General features: G+C 70.5%; 19 protein-coding genes and 1 tRNA gene. 9 read left to right on the top strand and 11 right to left on the bottom strand.

The genetic code is table 11. The annotated features are described in order from the left end of the window. Nucleotides 1–8 precede the first annotated feature (8 nt). Nucleotides 9–920 (top strand): alpha/beta fold hydrolase, encoded by a 912-nt coding sequence (locus AC1DWP_RS11415; protein ID WP_477614571.1) that lies wholly within the window; start codon nucleotides 9–11, stop codon nucleotides 918–920. 47 nt (nucleotides 921–967) lie between these two features. Here AC1DWP_RS11415 and AC1DWP_RS11410 read toward each other — a convergent pair whose 3' ends face one another. The 3 genes from AC1DWP_RS11410 to nth are packed head-to-tail and all read right to left on the bottom strand — an operon-like array spanning nucleotide 968 to nucleotide 3620. Then, complete coding sequence (locus tag AC1DWP_RS11410) at nucleotides 968–2179, bottom strand: MarP family serine protease (protein ID WP_477614570.1); 1212 nt, start codon at nucleotides 2177–2179, stop codon at nucleotides 968–970. Continuing rightward, a complete protein-coding gene (locus tag AC1DWP_RS11405) occupies nucleotides 2179–2874 on the bottom strand; it encodes an NUDIX hydrolase (protein WP_477614569.1) in 696 nt (231 codons plus the stop codon). Before AC1DWP_RS11405 ends, AC1DWP_RS11410 begins: the two co-directional genes overlap by 1 nt. Continuing rightward, a complete protein-coding gene (nth, locus tag AC1DWP_RS11400; protein WP_477614627.1) occupies nucleotides 2871–3620 on the bottom strand; it encodes an endonuclease III in 750 nt (249 codons plus the stop codon). Before nth ends, AC1DWP_RS11405 begins: the two co-directional genes overlap by 4 nt. 120 nt (nucleotides 3621–3740) lie before the next feature. Here nth and AC1DWP_RS11395 point away from each other — a divergent pair, with 120 nt between their 5' ends. Beyond that, complete coding sequence (locus AC1DWP_RS11395) at nucleotides 3741–4418, top strand: Crp/Fnr family transcriptional regulator (protein WP_477614568.1); 678 nt, start codon at nucleotides 3741–3743, stop codon at nucleotides 4416–4418. 18 nt (nucleotides 4419–4436) lie between these two features. On the opposite strand, the gene AC1DWP_RS11390 is transcribed toward AC1DWP_RS11395, so the two are convergent. The 4 genes from AC1DWP_RS11390 to AC1DWP_RS11375 are packed head-to-tail and all read right to left on the bottom strand — an operon-like array spanning nucleotide 4437 to nucleotide 6753. Further along, nucleotides 4437–5255 (bottom strand): MBL fold metallo-hydrolase, encoded by an 819-nt coding sequence (locus tag AC1DWP_RS11390; RefSeq protein WP_477614567.1) that lies wholly within the window; start codon nucleotides 5253–5255, stop codon nucleotides 4437–4439. Beyond that, nucleotides 5252–6115 (bottom strand): NUDIX hydrolase, encoded by an 864-nt coding sequence (locus tag AC1DWP_RS11385; RefSeq protein WP_477614566.1) that lies wholly within the window; start codon nucleotides 6113–6115, stop codon nucleotides 5252–5254. The genes AC1DWP_RS11390 and AC1DWP_RS11385 overlap by 4 nt, the downstream gene beginning before the upstream one ends. Before the next feature lie 6 nt (nucleotides 6116–6121). Next, nucleotides 6122–6598, bottom strand: a complete 477-nt coding sequence (locus AC1DWP_RS11380) for a RidA family protein (RefSeq protein ID WP_477614565.1) — start codon at nucleotides 6596–6598, stop codon at nucleotides 6122–6124. Next, on the bottom strand, nucleotides 6598–6753 hold the full coding sequence (locus AC1DWP_RS11375; protein WP_477614564.1) for a DUF4177 domain-containing protein: 156 nt from the start codon (nucleotides 6751–6753) through the stop codon (nucleotides 6598–6600). Before AC1DWP_RS11375 ends, AC1DWP_RS11380 begins: the two co-directional genes overlap by 1 nt. A 63-nt stretch (nucleotides 6754–6816) precedes the next feature. Between AC1DWP_RS11375 and AC1DWP_RS11370 the strand changes: the two genes are divergently transcribed. The 3 genes from AC1DWP_RS11370 to bagB are packed head-to-tail and all read left to right on the top strand — an operon-like array spanning nucleotide 6817 to nucleotide 9830. Further along, a complete protein-coding gene (locus tag AC1DWP_RS11370; RefSeq protein WP_477614563.1) occupies nucleotides 6817–7584 on the top strand; it encodes an alpha/beta hydrolase family protein in 768 nt (255 codons plus the stop codon). 9 nt (nucleotides 7585–7593) lie between these two features. After that, nucleotides 7594–8598 (top strand): ATPase BagA, encoded by a 1005-nt coding sequence (gene bagA / locus AC1DWP_RS11365; protein WP_477614562.1) that lies wholly within the window; start codon nucleotides 7594–7596, stop codon nucleotides 8596–8598. Beyond that, the gene (gene bagB, locus AC1DWP_RS11360; protein ID WP_477614561.1) at nucleotides 8598–9830 is read left to right on the top strand and encodes an ATPase BagB; all 1233 of its coding nucleotides are present in this window, start codon (nucleotides 8598–8600) and stop codon (nucleotides 9828–9830) included. The genes bagA and bagB overlap by 1 nt, the downstream gene beginning before the upstream one ends. A gap of 104 nt (nucleotides 9831–9934) precedes the next feature. On the opposite strand, the gene AC1DWP_RS11355 is transcribed toward bagB, so the two are convergent. Continuing rightward, nucleotides 9935–10270 (bottom strand): WhiB family transcriptional regulator, encoded by a 336-nt coding sequence (locus AC1DWP_RS11355; protein ID WP_477614560.1) that lies wholly within the window; start codon nucleotides 10268–10270, stop codon nucleotides 9935–9937. A gap of 271 nt (nucleotides 10271–10541) precedes the next feature. Here AC1DWP_RS11355 and AC1DWP_RS11350 point away from each other — a divergent pair, with 271 nt between their 5' ends. Further along, a complete protein-coding gene (locus tag AC1DWP_RS11350; RefSeq protein WP_477614559.1) occupies nucleotides 10542–12983 on the top strand; it encodes a transglycosylase domain-containing protein in 2442 nt (813 codons plus the stop codon). A 76-nt stretch (nucleotides 12984–13059) separates the two neighbouring features. On the opposite strand, the gene AC1DWP_RS11345 is transcribed toward AC1DWP_RS11350, so the two are convergent. Then, nucleotides 13060–13524, bottom strand: a complete 465-nt coding sequence (locus tag AC1DWP_RS11345) for a GatB/YqeY domain-containing protein (RefSeq protein ID WP_477614558.1) — start codon at nucleotides 13522–13524, stop codon at nucleotides 13060–13062. A gap of 110 nt (nucleotides 13525–13634) precedes the next feature. Between AC1DWP_RS11345 and AC1DWP_RS11340 the strand changes: the two genes are divergently transcribed. The 3 genes from AC1DWP_RS11340 (at nucleotide 13635) to AC1DWP_RS11330 (ending at nucleotide 15505) form a co-directional block, all read left to right on the top strand. After that, nucleotides 13635–14570: a metallophosphoesterase gene (locus AC1DWP_RS11340; protein WP_477614557.1), complete on the top strand. Its 936-nt coding sequence runs from the start codon at nucleotides 13635–13637 to the stop codon at nucleotides 14568–14570. A gap of 103 nt (nucleotides 14571–14673) precedes the next feature. Beyond that, nucleotides 14674–14750 (top strand) — tRNA-Pro (locus AC1DWP_RS11335). A gap of 197 nt (nucleotides 14751–14947) precedes the next feature. Then, complete coding sequence (locus AC1DWP_RS11330) at nucleotides 14948–15505, top strand: dihydrofolate reductase family protein (protein WP_477614556.1); 558 nt, start codon at nucleotides 14948–14950, stop codon at nucleotides 15503–15505. Between the two features lie 92 nt (nucleotides 15506–15597). Here AC1DWP_RS11330 and AC1DWP_RS11325 read toward each other — a convergent pair whose 3' ends face one another. Together AC1DWP_RS11325 and AC1DWP_RS11320 are read right to left on the bottom strand one after the other, a co-directional pair. Next, entirely contained in the window at nucleotides 15598–17346 is a 1749-nt protein-coding gene (locus AC1DWP_RS11325) for a S8 family serine peptidase (RefSeq protein ID WP_477614555.1), read from the bottom strand. A gap of 139 nt (nucleotides 17347–17485) precedes the next feature. After that, a complete protein-coding gene (locus AC1DWP_RS11320; protein ID WP_477614554.1) occupies nucleotides 17486–17686 on the bottom strand; it encodes a hypothetical protein in 201 nt (66 codons plus the stop codon). Between the last annotated feature and the right edge of the window lie 48 nt (nucleotides 17687–17734).

Raw genomic sequence — 17734 nt, 5'->3', positions numbered from 1 at the left:
ACCCAGTCATGAGTCTCGATGCCTCGATGGCCCTCATCGAGGGCCCGTGGGAGCACCGGTTCGTCGCAGCGAACGGTGCCCGCTTCCATGTCGCCGAGCAGGGTGAGGGGCCGGTCGTCCTGCTGCTGCACGGGTTCCCGCAGTTCTGGTGGGCCTGGCGGCACCAGATGCAGGCGCTCGCCGACGCCGGCTACCGGGCGTGCGCGATGGACCTGCGCGGCTACGGCGCGTCCGACAAGCCACCGCGCGGCTATGACACGCGCACGTCGGCCACCGACGTCGCCTCGGTGCTGCGCTCTCTCGGGGCCTCGCGCGCGGTCGTCGTCGGTCACGGGTGGGGCGGCTGGATCGCCTGGAGCATGCCGACCCTGCAGCCGACCGTCACCCGCGCCATCGCGTCGCTGTCGATGCCGCACCCGCTGGTGTTCCGCAGGGCGTCCTTCGCGAACCCCCGCCAGCTCAAGGCCAACGCCTACCTCGGCGGCCTGCAGCGGCCGTTCGTGCCGGAGCGCCAGATGACGGTGCACGGCGGCTACGTCCAGCGGCTGCTGCGCGAGTGGGCCTCACCCGAAGGCATCTGGCCCTCGCCCGAGGAGGCGCGGACCTACGCCGACGCGATGGCCCTGCCGTTCGTGGCGCACTCGGCGGCGGAGTACTACCGCTGGGTCGTCCGCAGCCAGATCCGCCCCGACGGCTGGCGGTTCGCCGCGAGGATGCGCACGACCATCACGCTCCCCGTGCTCCAGCTCCACGGCGAGCACGACCGGGCCGTGCTGCCCGACACGTCCAGCGACTCGGCGGACTACGTCACGGGTCCGTTCCAACGACACCTGGTGCCCGGAGCCGGCCACTTCCTGCCCGAAGAGGCTCCGGCGGTCGTCAACGACCACCTCTGCGCCTGGCTCGCCACCCTCCGCTGACCCGCTGACCCGCTGCCGCGCGGGAGCAGCGGGGTATGCCGCGTGGGTCAGCCGGCGACGCAGGCGCCGGTGTCGACCGGCGAGGCGGCGCCTGACGCTGCATCGAGGACCGGACGGGCCTCGTCCATGGTCAGGGCATAACCCGTCCTGGAGTCGTCCAGGGACTTGGCGAAGACCACGCCGACGACCCGGCCGTCCGAGGACAACAGCGGACCCCCGGAGTTGCCGGGCTGGATCTGGGCGAAGAGCGAGTAGACCTCACGACTGGTCCCCGGGCTGCCGTAGATGTCCGAACCCCGCGCGTCGACGACCTCGCGGACACGGGCCGCGTCGAGCCGGTAGGGCCCGTCCAGCGGGAAGCCGGCCACCACACCGCTGTCGCCGCGGGAGAGGTCCGGGCCCTGGCGCAGCGGCTCAGCGGGAAGGCCGGGCACCGAGAGCACGGCGAGGTCGCGTTTGGCGTCGAAGACGACGACCTTGCCGGTGTAGGACCGGCCGGTGCCGTGGATGCGCAGCGTGGCGCTCTCCATGCCGGCCACGACGTGGGCGTTGGTCACCACCCGCTCGCGGGCGACGACCCAGCCGCTGCCCTCCTGACCGCGGTTGCAGGCCGCCGCGACTCCGGTGATCTTGATGACTGAGGCCGCGGCGTCACGAACTCCGGCGGTCTGCGCCACGGACGGGTCCGGGGGCGCGACCGGCGCGATCCGCTCAGTCTCGAGCCCGTCGAACACCCGCGGGAATCCCTCGCGGTCGAGCACCTCACGGAACGATGCGAAGAGCCTCGACGTGCCGGGGGGCACCACGTTGTCGATGGTGCGCAGCACCCGGGACTCACCGATCGCCTTGGCGATGGGTGCCGGGGCGCCACCGCGCAGGGCGCCGGCGATGAACCACACGAGGATCGCTGCGGACAGCACGACGGCCACCGCTCCGAACGTCGCGTCGAACCACTGGGCCGGCTTGATCTTGAGCCGCGACCGAAGCGATCCGCCGATCGCCACGGCCACCGCCTGCCCGCTCGAGGCGAGGATGAACACGCCGGCGATGAGGACGACCGAACGCAGCAACGGTGACGACTCGAGCTCGGTCCAGTGGCCGATCGCCAATGGCAGCAGCCACATGGCGAGTGCACCGCCGAGGAAGAAGCCGGCGAGGGACAGCACGCTGACCACCAGACCCTGTCGGAAACCGGTGAGGCCGTAGCTGATGAAGAGCAGGATCAGGAGGTAGTCCAGGACGGTCAGTCCGAGGAACATCAGGCTCGGCCTTCCGTCGCGGTCTTGGTCAAGGCGTCCTGTGCCCCACCCGGCCGGGAGCGGTCGGGGAGTGGACGCTCAACGCTACGGTCCCACGGAACGGTCAAACCTCCGAAATCGAGCACAGCGGACAACAGCCCCGCGGTGAATCCCCACACGAAGAGGCCGTCGAACTCGAAACCCGGCCCTCGGTAGCCACTCGGGTGGGACACGGTGAACCGGGCTGCCGGGTCGAGCAGGTCGGCCAGGGGCGCCCGCACGGCCCGGTGCACCTCGACCGGGTCGACGGCATCGAGCGGCCCGGCCTCGCGCCACCACCCCAACACGGGCGTGACGACGAACCGGCGTGGGCTGAGGTAGATGTCAGGAAGGGTCGCCACCACGTCGATCGTCCCCGGGTCGATGCCCACCTCCTCCTGCGTCTCGCGCAGGGCGGCCGCGGCGGCCGAGGCGTCCGAGGGCTCGCGCTTGCCACCGGGGAAGGAGATGTCGCCGGGCTGGGTGCGCAGGGTGTGGGCGCGCTCGGTCAGCACGACGTCCTCGCCCTGGCCGTCGTCGGAGGGGCCGAACAGGATCATGACGCTGGAGCGCTGCCCGCCCTCGGGCGGCGGCGCGAACGTCTCGAAGTACCCCTCGTCGGCGGCCGCGATCGCGTCGCGGGCACGGTCCAGCCAAGCGGGTCGTGCCGTGGTCACGAGGCGGAGACCTCCGCCGCGGGTATGCCGCGTGGCTGCGGCGGCGCGGCACCGGGGGCGGGTGCCGCCGCGGCATACGGATTGGTCGCGCCCGGGGCGAGCTCGAACTTGAGCAGCTTGTCGGCCTTGACGGGGTCGGTCTCGCCGATGCCGTACGACGGGCACAGCCGCGCGACGGGACAGGCTCCACAGGCGGGCTTCTTGGCGTGGCAGGTGCGCCGGCCGTGGAAGATGAGGACGTGCGACAGCATCGTCCACTCCTTGCGCGGGATCAGCGCCCCGACGGCGTGCTCGACCTTGACCGGGTCGTCCTCGGCGGTCCAGCCGAACCGGCGGACCAGCCGCCCGAAGTGGGTGTCCACGGTGATGCCCGGGATGCCGAAGGCGTTGCCCAGCACGACGTTGGCCGTCTTGCGCCCCACGCCGGGCAGCGTGACGAGGTCCTTCATGCGCGGGGGGACCTCGCCGTCGAAGCGCTCGACGAGCTCGGCGCCGAGCTTCATCACCGAGCTGGTCTTGGCGCGGAAGAAGCCGGTCGGCTTGAGCAGCGTCTCCATCTCCTCGCGGTCGGCACCGGCGAGCGCGGCCGCGTCGGGGTAGCGCGCGAACAGCTGGGGCGTGACCTTGTTGACCATGACGTCGGTCGTCTGGGCGGACAGCACGGTCGCCACCAGGAGCTGGAGGGGGTTCTCGAAGTCGAGCTCGCAGTGGGCGTACGGGTAGTGCTCGTGGAGCGCCCGGTACATCCGCCGGGCACGCCTGGTGAGGGCGACGGGGGACTCTTCACGGGCGGCCGGCACAGGGGATCCAGACACCTCCACAGACTACGGGGCGGCGCGGACATCCGACGTGGCACACTGTCGCCCGTGGATCACGACGTGGTGAAGAAGGCCCCTCTGTTCGCTGCGCTGGACGACGAGGCGTCCTCGACGCTGATGGCCTCGATGACGCAGACCCGTCTCGAGCGCGGCGACGTGCTGTTCCACGAAGGCGACCAGGGCGACCGGCTCTACGTCATCCGTGAGGGCAAGGTCAAGCTCGGTCGCCGCAGCGCCGACGGCCGCGAGAACCTCGTGGCCATCCTCGGGCCCGGCGAGATGTTCGGCGAGCTGAGCCTGTTCGACCCGGGCCCGCGCACCATGACGGCGACCGCGGTGGCCGAGACCCAGCTGCTCGGCATCGGCAACGACGACCTCAACGGCCTGCTCGAGGGCCGCCCCAGCGTGGCGAAGGTCCTACTCGCGGCCCTGGCGAAGCGACTGCGGCGCACCAACGAGAACCTCGCGGACCTGGTCTTCACCGACGTGCCCGGCCGGGTCGCCAAGGCGCTGCTCGACCTGTCGGCCCGCTTCGGCCGTCCCGTCGAGGAAGGGGTGCTGGTCGCCCACGACCTCACCCAGGAGGAGCTGGCCCAGCTGGTCGGCGCCTCCCGCGAGACCGTCAACAAGGCCCTCGCCGACTTCGCGACCCGCGGGTGGCTGCGCCTCGAGGCCCGCGCAGTGCTGCTGCTCGACGTCGAGCGCCTCCAGCGTCGCGCCCGCTGACTCCGAGCGCCCGGTGACTCAGCGCAGGTAGTCCAACTGGGCTGCCACGCTCTGAGCCGCTGCCGGCCAGACCTCCCGGGGCACGTCGGCATACACCCGCTCGACCACGGCCTGGACCACGTCCGGCGCCTCCGCCGCTCCGTCAGCCAGCGCCTGCCGCACCTGCTCCAGCCGTTCGGCGCGGTGGGTGCGGTAGAACGCGACCATCGCCGCGGCGTCCGGCACGACCGGCCCGTGCCCGGGGAGGATCGCGGTGACCTCCCCGTCGCCGGTCAGGCGGGCGATGCGCTCCAACGACGCGAGGTATGCCGCCAGCTCACCATCGGGGTGCGCCACCACCGTGGTGCCGCGGCCCAGGACGGTGTCGCCGGTGAGCAGCGCATGGTCGGCTGCCAGGGCGAAGGACAACGAGTCGGAGGTGTGACCGGGGGTCGCGACGACCCGCAGCTCGAGGCCGCCGGCCGTGACGAGGTCACCGTCGGCGAGGTCGTCGTGCCCGCGCCCGACCGCCCGGGTCGGGGCACCAGTGAGCTCTGCGAAGCGGCCCGCACCTTCGGCGTGGTCGGCGTGACCGTGCGTGAGGATCGTCTGGGCGACCCGGGCCCCGCGGGCCGACACGGCCTCGACGACCGCCTGCAGGTGGCCCTCGTCGAGCGGGCCGGGGTCGATGACGACCGCATCGGTGGCACCGGGCTCGAGCAGCACCCAGGTGTTGGTCCCGTCGAGGGTCATCGGGCTGGGGTTCGGGCACAGGACACACAGGGCACGTTCGGTGACCTGACCGCCGTGCCAGTCGCCGAACGCCGCCGACGGAGCAGGCGGCTGCGCCAGGCTCATCGCGGGAGTTCCGCCCGCATCACCAGGCCGTCGCCGGTGTCGACCAGCTCGGGCTGCACGGGGGCGATCACGGGACGTTCGGCGATGAACTCCGCGGCCGACGTCGCGGCGGCGACCTCTTCGACGGCCACGACGGTGGGCGGCAGCATCAGGGCGGCGCCGTCCTGCCAGGCTCGCAAGAGGTCCGCAGGGCGGACCCAGTCTGCGACGTCCGCCTCCGTGGTGTCGTCGTCGGCACGCTGGCCCTGCGGGACGGCCGCGCTGAAAAACCGGGTGTCATAGCGCCGCACCTCGAACTCGGGGGTGACCCAGTGGGCGCGGTAGCCGAGCAGGTCGGACCGCAGCAGCAGGTCGTGCTCGCGCAGCACCTCGGACAGCGAGGCCTCGCGCTGGAGCAGGCGTCGGCGCTGCTCGTGCCAGTGCGCCCCGCTGACGTCGGCGATCACCCGGTCGGGCGTCGGACCGGCCAGCAGGACCCCGCACTCCTCGAAGACCTCGCGGACCGCAGCCGCCACGAGCACCCGAGCCGTCGCCTCGTCCACGTCGAGCCGCGCCGCCCACTCGGCCGGCGTCGGTCCGGCCCACGGCAGACCGGGGTCGGCGTCGCGCGGGTCGACCCCGCCACCGGGGAACACCATCATCCGCGGGGCGAACTCCATCGTCGCGACCCGGCGCAGCATGAAGACCTCGACCCCCGAGTCACCGTCGGAGGCCCAGTCGCGCACGAACATGACCGTGGCGGCCCGCTTGGGCACCACCGGGCCGTCGGGCGAGGGCGCACTCAGCCAGGAGTCCGCCCTGGCCCGGAGCGATGGTGAGTCGGCGATCGGGAACTCGCGCCTGACCAAGCGCCGGACCACCCGGGACTACTCGTCGGCGAGGGCGACGACGATCTCGACCTCGACGGGGGCGTCCAGGGGGAGCACGGCGACCCCGACGGCCGACCGGGCGTGGATGCCCGCGTCGCCGAAGGCCTTGCCCATCAGCTCGCTGGCGCCGTTGATGACGCCGGGCTGACCGGTGAAGGACGGGTCGGAGGCGACGAACCCGACCAGCTTGACCACCTGGGCCACCTTGTCGAGGTCGCCCACGATGCTCTTGACCGCGGCGATGGCGTTGAGCGCACAGATCTCCGCCAGCTTCTTCGCGTCCTCCGGCGGCACGAGGCCGTGGCCCTCGCCGACCTTGCCGGTCTGCACGATGGCACCGGAGACCATGGGCAGCTGCCCGGAGGTGTAGATCCGGCGCCCGTCCTGGATCGCGGGGACGTAGGCGGCCACCGGCTTGGCGACGTCGGGAACGGTCAGGCCGAGCTCGGCCAGACGATCTTCAACTGCACTCATCAGGCTCTCTCCCGCTTCAGGTAGGCGACCAGGCCGTTGCCGTCGGGACCGGTGAGGACCTGGACGAGCTCCCAGCCGTCCTCACCCCACTGGTCGAGGATCTGCTTGGTGGCGTGGACGATGAGCGGCACCGTCGCGTACTCCCATTTCTGCATGTCCCGCAGCCTATCCCCGTGATGACCGGGCGCCGACGGGCAGGAGTGCACGAGGATGGCCCCATGGCCACCCACCGCGACCCCAGCCAGGTGCTCGACGAGGTGGCCGCGCCCCCCACGCGCACGACAGCCTACGGCGACGATCCCGCGCAGGTGTACGACGTGCGCCTGCCCGACCGGGTCACCCGCGGCCTCACGGTGGTCGTCGTGCACGGCGGGTTCTGGCGTCCCGAGTACGACCGCACCCATGCCGGTCGGCAGGCCCAGGCGTTCGCGGATGCGGGCTACGCGACAGCCGTCGTCGAGTACCGCCGGCCGGGCATGCCCGGTGGCGGGTGGCCGGGCACCGCTGACGACGTCGCCGCCGCCATCACCGCCGTGCGCCGCGACCCCGACCTGGGCCACCCGCCGGTGCTGGTCGGCCACTCCGCGGGTGGCCAGCTCGTCGCCTGGGCCGCCGCCCAGCCGTGGGCCCACGGCCTGCGCGGCATCGTGAGCCTCGCGGGCGTCCTCGACCTCGGCCACGGCGCCGAGACCGGCGTGGGCGACACCGCCATCACCGACTTCCTCGGTGGATACCCCACGGACGCCCCGGATGCCTACGCCGCGGCCGACCCCGTCAGGCTCGCACCCGGCATACCTGCGCTGTTGGTGCATGCGCGCGACGACGACGTGGTGCCCTTCGACCAGAGCGAGCGGTATGCCGCGGCCCACCACGCGCCGAACGTGCGCCTCACGCCGGTGAACAGTGGCGGGCACTACGGGCTGATCGACCCGGAGCACCCGGCGTTCGCGCAGGTCCTCGCAGCGGTCGACCTGCTCGCCTCCTAGGCTGGCGACATGCCCGAGACCACCCACGACCTGTCCAAGGTCCGGCTCCACGTGGTCACCGGCAAGGGCGGCACGGGGAAGACCACGGTGGCTGCCGCGCTCGCGCTGGCCCTCACCCGGCAGGGCAAGCGGGTCCTGCTGGCCGAGGTCGAGGAACGCCAGGGGATCTCGCAGACGTTCGACGTGGCGCCCCTGGGGCACACCGAGACGCGCATCCTGACCGACCGCAGCGGCGGACAGCTGTGGGCGATCTCGATCGACGCGAAGGCCTCGCTGCGGGAGTACCTCCAGAAGTTCTACAAGGTCGGCAAGGCGATGACCGTGCTCGACCGGTTCGGCGCGGTCGACTTCGCCACGACGATCGCACCCGGGGTCCGTGACGTCCTGCTCATCGGCAAGGTCTACGAGGCCGCGGGGCGCCGCAGCGGGAAGGGTCCGACGGCTCCCGCCTACGACGCCGTGGTGCTCGACGCCCCGCCGACCGGGCGCGTGGTGCGGTTCCTCAACGTCAACGCCGAGGTCGCCGACGTCGCCAAGGTGGGTCCGATCCGCTCGCAGGCAGACTCGATCACCCGGATGCTCCGCAGCCACACCACCGCGGTCCACGTGGTCACACTGCTCGAGGAGATGCCCGTGCAGGAGACCGTCGACGCCCTGGCCGAGCTGCGCCGCACCGACCTCCCGCTGGGTGCCATCGTCGTCAACCAGCTGCGCGACCCGCTGCTGACCGACAAGGCCTTCAAGGCGGTGCGCGGCCGGCGGACCGCCAAGCTGGTCGAAGGGGTGGCCGCAGACCTGGCGGGCGTCGGCGTCCGCGTCACGAACGGCATGGTCGCGGGCCTGCTCGCCGACGGCGCCAACCATGCCGACCGGATCGCCCTCGAGCGCGAGCAGGACGCGATCCTCGAGGAAGAAGGCCGGCTCACGATCCGGCTCCCCTTCCTGGCGGAGGGCACCGAGGCCGGTGGCATCACGGTGCTGGCGCAGTCGCTGGACGAGCAGGGGATGGTCTGATGGCCTCGCGCACGCCCACCCGGACCACGCCCACCCGGGGCACGCCCACCCCGGGCAGAGCGGCCACGCTCGACCTGGCCGCTCTCCTGACCGACCCTCGGACGAGGATCGTCGTCTGCTGTGGAGCGGGTGGCGTCGGCAAGACCACGACCGCGGCCGCGCTGGGGCTGTGGGCGGCGGAGCACGGCCGCAAGGTCGTCGTCCTCACCATCGACCCGGCTCGTCGGCTCGCCCAGTCGCTGGGCCTGACCGAGCTCGACAACACGCCTCGTCCGGTGGCGGGGGTGCGGATGAACGGCGGTCCCGGCGACCCGGAGCCCGGCGGATCGCTCGACGCGATGATGCTCGACATGAAGCGCACCTTCGACGAGGTGGTCGAGCAGCACGCCACCCCTGACAAGGCCGCCCAGATCCTCGCGAACCCCTTCTACCAGGCGGTCTCCAGCTCGTTCGCGGGCACGCAGGAGTACATGGCGATGGAGAAGCTGGGACAGCTGCGAGCCGAGGCGGGCCGCGACGGCCGCTGGGACCTCATCATCGTGGACACGCCCCCGTCGCGGTCGGCGCTGGACTTCCTCGACGCACCCAAGCGGCTCGGCTCGTTCCTGGACGGCCGCTTCATCCGGCTCCTCTCCGCCCCTGCCAAGGCGGGTGGGCGCGCGGGTTTCAAGGTCTTCAGCGTCGGGGTCAACGTCGTGACCAACACCTTGTCAAAAGTGCTCGGCGGCCAGCTGCTCCAGGACGTGCAGACCTTCGTCGCGGCCCTCGACACGATGTTCGGTGGGTTCCGCGAGCGAGCCGACCAGACCTATGCGCTGCTCAAGAACTCGGAGACCGCGTTCGTCGTGGTCGCCGCCCCCGAGCGCGACGCGCTGCGCGAGGCCTCCTTCTTCGCCGGCCGCCTCGACGAGGAGGGTATGCCGCTCGCCGGGCTCGTCGTGAACCGGATCCAGCGCGTGGCCGCACCCACCCTGACGGCCTCACGAGCCCTGGCGGCCGCGGAGCAGCTCGCCGATGCCGACGACCCCTCCCCCACGGCGGCGACGGCCGAGGGCCTGCTCCGCCTGCACGCGTCCCTGGCCGAGACGGCGGCGCGACAGGAGCGGCTGGCCGCCCGGTTCACGGCTGGACACCCCGGCATACCGGTCGTCGAGGTCCCGGCGTCCGCGCAGGACATCCACGACCTCGACGGCCTGCGCGAGATCGCCGCTGCCCTGACCCGAACGCCCTGACCCGCACACCCCAGTCGCGCACACCCCTGACCCGCACACCCCAGACACGACAAAGTCCCTGGAACCGGGGGGATGGCCAGGGACTTTGTCGGGCTGTGAGGGAGTCAGGCGCTCTCGGCCTCGGCCGGGGTCTGGCTGCGGGCCTGGGCGAACAGTGCAGCCCAGGAAGAGATGTTGGGTCGGCGCTTGAGCAGCGCCCGACGCTCGCGCTCGGTCATCCCGCCCCAGACGCCGAACTCGGTGCGGTTGTCGAGGGCGTCCGCGAGGCACTCGGCGATGACCGGACACCGCTGGCAGACGACCTTGGCGGTCTGCTGCGCGGCCCCCTGGACGAACAAGGCATCAGGGTCGGACTTGGAGCAGGAGCCCATGGGCGCCCAGTCATCCATCCATGCCGTGCCGACAGCCTGTCCGCCCGGTCGCGCTGGTGCGATGGTCATCTCAGTGCCTCCAGATACTGCTGATTCAGACGCTTCACAGTGCGTCTTATGTCCGTATCGACGTTTGAAAACGATAGGAAGTAAAGGCACCTTCATGACATGGCCCATTCGTGTAGTTCTGCGATGGCCAAAGGGACTAGTCATTTCGAACCATGCCTTCCCTGCACGGAGGGGTGATGGCCAAACACGGCAAACGTCACGAGTGGGAGCAAATCGAAGCGCTCGTCGTCCGGAGCCGGGTTACCCCATGTTCGGCAGTTACCCTGTGGCCATGCACGAACGCGCCACCGACCTCGGAAAAGTTGTCAGCCTGCTCGGAGCCTTCGTCGCCACGGCGATGGTTGCGGGCATCTTGGCGGCCGGTCTGCTGATCCCCGCAGCCTTCGCCACGGGCCGCACGGCCACCGGTGGAGTGAAGATGTTCGACGACCTCCCGGGGGAGTTCACCGCCACCCAGCTGTCGCAGCAGTCCACGATCAAGGACGCGCGCGGCGGGATCCTGGCGACTCCCCAGCAGGAGAACCGGATCATCGTCAACCTCAAGGACGTCGCGCCGATCATGCAGAAGGCGCAGATCGCGATCGAGGACAGCCGCTTCTACGAGCACGGTGGCGTCGATCCCCGCGGCATCCTCCGCGCGGTGGCGTCCAACGCCCAGGGCGGTGACGTCCAGGGTGCCTCGACGCTGACCCAGCAGTACGTCAAGCTCACGCTGCAGGAGAACGCCCTGCGCAACAACGACGAGGAAGCCGCCCAGGCGGCGGTGCGCAAGAGCGCCTCTCGCAAGGTGCAGGAGATCAAGTACGCGGTCACCCTGGAGAAGGAGATGACCAAGGACCAGATCCTGCAGGGCTACCTCAACCTGGCCTACTACGGGGACCTGGCGTACGGCATCGAAGCCGCAGCCCAGCACTACTTCAGCGTCAGTGCCAAGAAGCTCAACCTCCCCCAGGCAGCCCTGCTGGCCGGCCTCGTCCAGAACCCGGGCAAGACCGACCCCCGCAACAACCCCGAGAAGGCCCAGGCCCGCCGCGACGTCGTCCTGGACCGGATGCGCGCCCTCAACATCATCACGGACAAGGAGCTCAAGGCCGCCAAGGCCATCCCGGTCCGCAAGATGCTCAAGCTGAAGAACCCGCTGAGCAACTGCGCCGCGTCGTCCGAGCCGTACTTCTGCAACTACGTCATGGCCTACCTCAAGGACACCAGCAACCACGCCCTGGACGCCCTCGGCAAGTCGGAGCCGGAGCGGATCAAGAACATCACCGGCGGTGGCCTCACCATCCAGACCACCCTCGACCCGGTCGTGCAGAAGATGGCGCTCAAGGAGCTGACCAAGCGCGTGCCGGTCGGCAACAAGGCGCTCCGGCGGGCCAAGGGCGACAAGTCCAAGAGTGGCAAGACGCAGTTCGTGGGCGCCGCGGCCAGCGTCGTGGCACCGGGGACCGGCCGGATCGTGGCCATGGTCCAGAACACCAGCTTCCCCAGGTCCAGCAAGGACACCAGCGTCTCCTACAACCAGGTGAACTTCAACGTGGACCGCAAGTACGGCGGCACGGTCGGCCAGCACTTCGGCTCCACCGCCAAGATGTACGCGATCGTCACGGCGTTGCAGAAGGGCATGTCGGTCAACGGCACCGTCCCGTCCAAGTACGCCAACACCAAGCGGCCGGCCGTCTACACCCCCCAGGAGCAAGGGTCGTGTGGCTCCCAGGTCCCGTGGGAGGTCCGCAACGACGAGTCGATCGGCGGCAAGCCGATCCCCTTCAAAACCGCCACCGCGAAGTCCGTCAACACGGCGTTCGCCTCACTGGTGCTCAAGCTGGGTGTGCCGAACGTCCGCAAGACGATGACGACGATGGGGCTGCACCAGGGCAGTGGCGCACAGATCGAGTGCTACCCCTCCCCCGTGACGCTCGGCTCGTCCGACGCGACCCCGCTGACCCTGGCCGCGTCCTACGCGACGCTCGCCGCGGACGGCAAGTACTGCCCGCCGAACCCCATCCTGTCGATCACCACCGCGGACAAGAAGCCGCTCAAGATCGGTGCCAATCCGTGCAAGCAGGTCATCGACAAGGACATTGCCCGCGGCACGACCGAGCTCCTCAAGGGCGTCATCAAGGACGGCACCGGTAAGGGCGCGTCCCTCGGCAGCCGGCCCGCCGCGGGCAAGACCGGAACCACGGAGGACAACGCCGAGGGCTGGTTCATCGGCTACACCGCCCAGCTCTCGACGGCGGTCTGGATCGGCACCCCCGACAGCCAGTCCAGCCTGCGCAACCTGACGCTCGGCGACCGCAGCTACGGCGACATCTTCGGTGGCACGCTGTCGGCCCCGACGTGGCGGGCGATCATGCTGGGAGCCTCCGAGGGGATGCCCGAGCGCCAGTTCGGCGAACCCAGCACCAAGGTGCTCAACGGCGATCGCATCGCGGTGCCGGTCGTGAGCGGCATGTCGGTCGCCGAGGCCAGCGCGCGGCTCAGGGAAGCCGGCTTCCTTGCCCAGATCGCCGGCCTGACCAACAGCGGACTCCCGCAGGGCGTGGTGGTCTACACCGACCCGAGCGGCACAGCCATCCGCGGGTCGACGGTCGGCCTCTACGTCTCCTCCGGTTTCGCCCCGATACCGAAGCCGACGAAGACCCCGGACCCGAAGCCGACCAAGCCCAGGAAGCCCGGCCCCGGGCCGGGCCAGACGCCGCCACCTCAGTGAGCAACGGGGCCCCTCACCACAGCGGTGAGGGGCCCCGTTCGTTCGGTATGCCGCGGAGCCCGCCCCGCGGCATACCTCAGGCTTTGGTGAGTGAGGCCTTGACGGCAGCGGCCACGCGGCCGCCGTCGGCGCGCCCTGCCACGACGCCCTGGGCGACCTTCATGACCTGGCCGAGCTGCGGCATACCGGTCGCGCCGGTCTGCTCGATGGCAGCGGCGACGATGGTCGTGAGCTCCTCGTCGGAGAGCTGGGCGGGCAGGTAGGCCTCGAGCACGAGGAGCTCGGCCTCCTCCTTGGCCGCGAGCTCGGGACGGGCCGCGCCGGCGTAGGCAGTCGCGGCCTCCTTGCGCTTCTTGGCCTCCTTGGCGAGGACCTTGAGGACCTCGTCGTCGCTGAGCTCACGGGCTTCGGTGCCGGAGACCTCTTCGTTGGTGATCGCGGTCAGCGCCAGGCGCAGGGTGCCCGAACGCACCTGGTCGCGCTGACGGATCGCGTCGGTGAGGTCGCTCTGGATGGTGGCCTTGAGGCTCTGCTCGGTCATGCAGCCAGTCTCTCAGGCGGGTGGTGGTCCGACCTACGGGGTTTCGTCGTGAAGGCAGGGAGCCTGCACGCATTTCGTGTGCGAGCAGGGCGTTTGCAAGGATGGCGGCGATGAACACGATCCTGGGGGCAGCAGCCGGCGTCGCCGCGCTCGGCGTGGCCGGTGTCGGCTATGCGAGCGTGGTGGAGCGGAACTGGTTCGCGCTGCGCCGGTTCACCGTGCCGGTCCTGGCTCCGGGCGCTCGTCCCCTGCGGATCCTCCAGATCTCCGACCTGCACCTCGTGCCCCGGCAGCGCCGTCGCATCGAGTGGGTGCGTGGGCTCGCGACGCTGTCACCCGATCTGGTCGTCAACTCCGGTGACAACCTCGCGGCGCTCGACGCAGTTCCGGGGGCGCTGCACGCGATGGAGCCGTTGTTCGCGTTCCCCGGCGTCTTCGTCATGGGCTCGAACGACTACTACGCGCCCGTCCCCAAGAATCCCGCTCGCTACCTCACGCGGCGCCACGCGGAGGCGCCGGCCAGCCTGGTGCACCTGCCCATCGAGGACCTGCGCGCGGGCCTGCGCGACGGTGGCTGGGTGGACCTCGACAACGTGCGGACGACGCTCACGGTGGCGGGCACCGAGGTCGAGCTGGTCGGCACGGACGACGCCCACATCCGCAAGGACAGGTATGCCGCGGTCGCCGGACCCGCATCCACCTCGGCTGCGCTGACCATCGGGGTCACGCACGCGCCGTACCAGCGGGTCCTGGACCCGATGGCGGCCGACGGTGCGCGGCTGCTGATCGCGGGGCACACCCACGGTGGGCAGCTCGCGCTGCCGTTCCACGGTGCGCTCGTGACCAACTGCGACCTGCCGACCGACCGCGCCAAGGGGGTCTCGCGGTGGTGGCCTGGGGCAGGTTCGGCGCCCTCCTCGGCGGCCCCGGCGGACGCCGCGTGGCTGCACGTGTCGGCCGGGCTGGGCACCTCGCCCTACGCACCCGTGCGGTTCGCCTGCCGCCCGGAAGCCAGTCTGCTGACCCTGGTGCCCGTCGGCTCCTGAGCAGGCCCCGGGCCGCCGGCATACCGATTGGGAGCGGCCGGGTGTGGTGGGCTATCCTTCACTGTCGCTGCTCCCGTCGAACTGGCGTGGGTGGCGATTGCCACGGGGTGTGGCGCAGCTTGGTAGCGCGCTTCGTTCGGGACGAAGAGGCCGCAGGTTCAAATCCTGTCACCCCGACCAACAAAACCGCAGGTCAGAGGCCCTCCGTCAGCACCGCGACGAGGGCCTTTGTCGTGCCTGAGTGCGTGCCTGAGTGACCAACTGGCTTCCACGGATCTCGAAGTCCGCCACCTCGGAGGCCGAGGTGGCTGCGAGACTTCTCATCGGCTGCGACCGCCGGTGACAACGCGCTGCGCGCATCAAGGGAGGTCAACGAGATGAGACCACTTCGCTACTCGATCAACGTCACCCTCGACGGCTGCTGCCACCACGAGGCAGGGCTCCCACCCGACGAGGAGTCGATGCGCTACTGGACCGCTGAGATACAACGAGCCGATGCCCTGCTCTTTGGCCGGGTGACCTACGAGATGATGGAGTCGGCGTGGCGGCAGCCGGCCACGGGCGGGTGGCCCGAGTGGATGGACGAGGTGCAGATCCCGTTCGCCGAGGCCATCGACCGGACCAAGAAGTACGTGGTGTCGAGCACGCTGAGCAGGGTCGACTGGAATGCGGAGCTGGTGCGAGGCGACCTGGGGGCGGCTGTTCAGCGGCTCAAGCAGGAGCCGGGTGAGGGCCTGTTCGTGGGTGGCGTGACCCTTCCCCTGGCGTTGGCAGATCTGGGACTGATCGACGAGTACGTGTTCGTGGTGCAGCCGGTCCTTGCCGGACACGGGCCGACGTTGCTCGCCGGTCTGCGCGAACGCATCCAGCTCGAGCTCGTGGATCGCCGTGAGTTCCGGTCGGGGGCCGTCGCCCTCCGATACCGGCCCAGGTGAGTTGGCGGCTTGACGTGACTTGTCCTGACCCAGAGAACGCAGAAGGCCCCGGCCATTGGGCCGGGGCCTTCCGCGTTGGACGAACTCCGTTGCTACTGCACCACTCCCAGGGCGTTGACGATCCCCGCGCCGTAGAAGGCGTTGAAGTCGTCGGTGCCGTTGCAGGTGGCGGTGTATGCGGCCGAGCGGCCCTCCTGCAGGTAGGACTGCACGCCGCCCGGCGGGCAGGCGTGGTTGGTGGCGGTGGCCATCATGAGCGAGGCCACTGCGTCAGGCGACATGGTCATGCCGCGGTTGCCGTCCACGGTGCCGTGGGCGCTGACCGCGAGGGCGGCGACGCCGGCGGCGTGCGGTGACGCCATCGAGGTGCCCTGCAGGAACTGGTAGTAGCCGCAGGCGGTGTTGGCGCCCTTGGTCACGCAGTCACGCTGGACGCCCGCTGCCAGGCCGTCCTCGTTGATGGTCCCGTCGGCGTCGACCAGACCCTCGGCCTGGAGCACGTGCAGCGGAGCCGTGGAGAGGATCAGGTTGCCGTTGGTGCGGTAGGTCGGGGTGCCGAAGCCGTCACGGAACCATCCGCCCGGAGCAGACACCTCGAGCTCACCGGACGTGAGGTCGGTGGCCCAGTTGGAGTAGTCCGACTTCTTGCCCGACGGGCCGAGTGCGGAGACGCCGATGACGTGCGGCCCCTCGACCGGCAGGTCCTTGCAGGTGGCGTTGTCGATGGTCCGCTCGTAGGGCGTGTTGTCCCAGGAGAGGGCCGGGTTGTCGTAGTCCGGGCTGGAGAAGTCGTGCCGCGGGCTCGAGATGTTGTCGTGGTCGTTGCCCAGGGCCGCGACCTGCGTCACTCCGTGGGCGTACGCGTAGTTGAGCGCACGCGTCATACCCTCGATGATGACCTGCTGGTCGGCCACCGCCGGAGCTGAGTCCTGCGGCGCACCGTTGGCGCAGTTGTAGAGCCACGGGTCGACGTAGAAGGACATGTTGACGACGTCGATGCCGGTGTCGCCGGAGTAGGTGAGCGCACTGGTCACCGGGCCGAGGAAGAAGTAGCCGCTGTCCTGGCCGCCGCGGACGTTGACCAGGGTGACGCCGGGGGCCACACCACTCACGCCGAGGCCGTTGAGGGCCGCGCCGATGGTGCCGGCGACGTGCGTGCCGTGCCCGTTGTCGTCCACATCAGCAGGGTCGACACAGCCCGCGTACTCACAGGGACCGTCGATGCCGACGATGTCCGTGGTGAAGTTCCGCGACTTGGCGAAGTCGAAGTTGGCCTTGAGGTCCGGGTGGTTGCCGTCCACACCGGTGTCGATGATGCCGACGGTGACGCGCTTGTCGCCGCTCTCGATGGCGTGGGCCGCGGAGCGGTTCAGCATGTCCATGCCCCACAACTGGTTGTCGAGGGGGTCCTCGCCGGACTTGCGCGCCTCGTGCTTGGCCTGCCCGGAGCCCTTCGTGGTCGAGGCGGCGGCGAGGTGCTCGCGCTCCACGGCGTCCTTGGACACGGCGCCCTGCGGAGTGGAGCCGATGGACACGTCGGACGCGACCCCCTTGACCCCGGAGATGGCGCCGGCGGAGGCGCGGAATGCACTGTCGCGTGACGTCACGCTGATCAGGCCGATCGCGGTGTTGGCCCGGGTGACGGTGGCTCCGGCGGCGCTGAGCTGGGCGGCGACGGCTGACGTCGACGCACCCGCGTCGAGCAGGACCACGTAGTTTGCCGCAGCACCGGCGGCGGTGACCGCCGTCGTCGCTGCCGAGGCTGTGGTCACTGCACCGGTGATTCCGGCCGCAACCATCGCCCCGGCGGTAGCCGTGGCGAGTAGGCGTCCTCTACGCATGGGTAACTCCCTTCGTGTGTCACGACCTCGTTGTCGCGCACGATTTGCAACCTACGACCCTTCGACGCCAGGCGGAAGATGCAGCGGGGGGACAGTGCACCGGGAGTGGTGGGCCCCTGCGGCTGGGCCGACGCCGTCGTCATCCGCCTCCACTGATGCCGTACGCGACGACACCCAGGAAGGCCACGAGCACGAGCAGGAGGACGGGGATACTCAGCGCGGTGGCCACCCAGCCCTGAACGTCAGCGAGGGCCATCAGATGTGGCGTGACCGCCACCAGTGCCACCACCACGGTCCACCCCTGCTCGGGGCGTTGACCGCGCTGGCGCCGCGTCGACACAACTCGACGATAGGGGCTGCGCGCCACACCGTCACACCTGGCAACGCA

The sequence above is a fragment of the Pedococcus sp. P2_F6 genome (assembly GCF_056403675.1).
Note: the sequence above shows the minus strand (reverse complement) of the source record. Positions and strands in the feature narration are given on the sequence as shown.

Coding starts and splice junctions, on each gene's coding strand:
- AC1DWP_RS11330 (WP_477614556.1), top strand. CDS start 14,948: ATGAGACCACTTCGCTACTCGATCAACGTCACCCTCGACGGCTGCTGC.
- AC1DWP_RS11345 (WP_477614558.1), bottom strand. CDS start 13,524: ATGACCGAGCAGAGCCTCAAGGCCACCATCCAGAGCGACCTCACCGAC.
- nth (WP_477614627.1), bottom strand. CDS start 3,620: ATGTACCGGGCGCTCCACGAGCACTACCCGTACGCCCACTGCGAGCTC.
- AC1DWP_RS11340 (WP_477614557.1), top strand. CDS start 13,635: ATGAACACGATCCTGGGGGCAGCAGCCGGCGTCGCCGCGCTCGGCGTG.
- AC1DWP_RS11375 (WP_477614564.1), bottom strand. CDS start 6,753: ATGCAGAAATGGGAGTACGCGACGGTGCCGCTCATCGTCCACGCCACC.
- AC1DWP_RS11410 (WP_477614570.1), bottom strand. CDS start 2,179: ATGTTCCTCGGACTGACCGTCCTGGACTACCTCCTGATCCTGCTCTTC.
- AC1DWP_RS11390 (WP_477614567.1), bottom strand. CDS start 5,255: ATGAGCCTGGCGCAGCCGCCTGCTCCGTCGGCGGCGTTCGGCGACTGG.
- AC1DWP_RS11370 (WP_477614563.1), top strand. CDS start 6,817: ATGGCCACCCACCGCGACCCCAGCCAGGTGCTCGACGAGGTGGCCGCG.
- bagA (WP_477614562.1), top strand. CDS start 7,594: ATGCCCGAGACCACCCACGACCTGTCCAAGGTCCGGCTCCACGTGGTC.
- AC1DWP_RS11350 (WP_477614559.1), top strand. CDS start 10,542: ATGCACGAACGCGCCACCGACCTCGGAAAAGTTGTCAGCCTGCTCGGA.
- AC1DWP_RS11325 (WP_477614555.1), bottom strand. CDS start 17,346: ATGCGTAGAGGACGCCTACTCGCCACGGCTACCGCCGGGGCGATGGTT.
- bagB (WP_477614561.1), top strand. CDS start 8,598: ATGGCCTCGCGCACGCCCACCCGGACCACGCCCACCCGGGGCACGCCC.
- AC1DWP_RS11415 (WP_477614571.1), top strand. CDS start 9: ATGAGTCTCGATGCCTCGATGGCCCTCATCGAGGGCCCGTGGGAGCAC.
- AC1DWP_RS11355 (WP_477614560.1), bottom strand. CDS start 10,270: ATGACCATCGCACCAGCGCGACCGGGCGGACAGGCTGTCGGCACGGCA.
- AC1DWP_RS11380 (WP_477614565.1), bottom strand. CDS start 6,598: ATGAGTGCAGTTGAAGATCGTCTGGCCGAGCTCGGCCTGACCGTTCCC.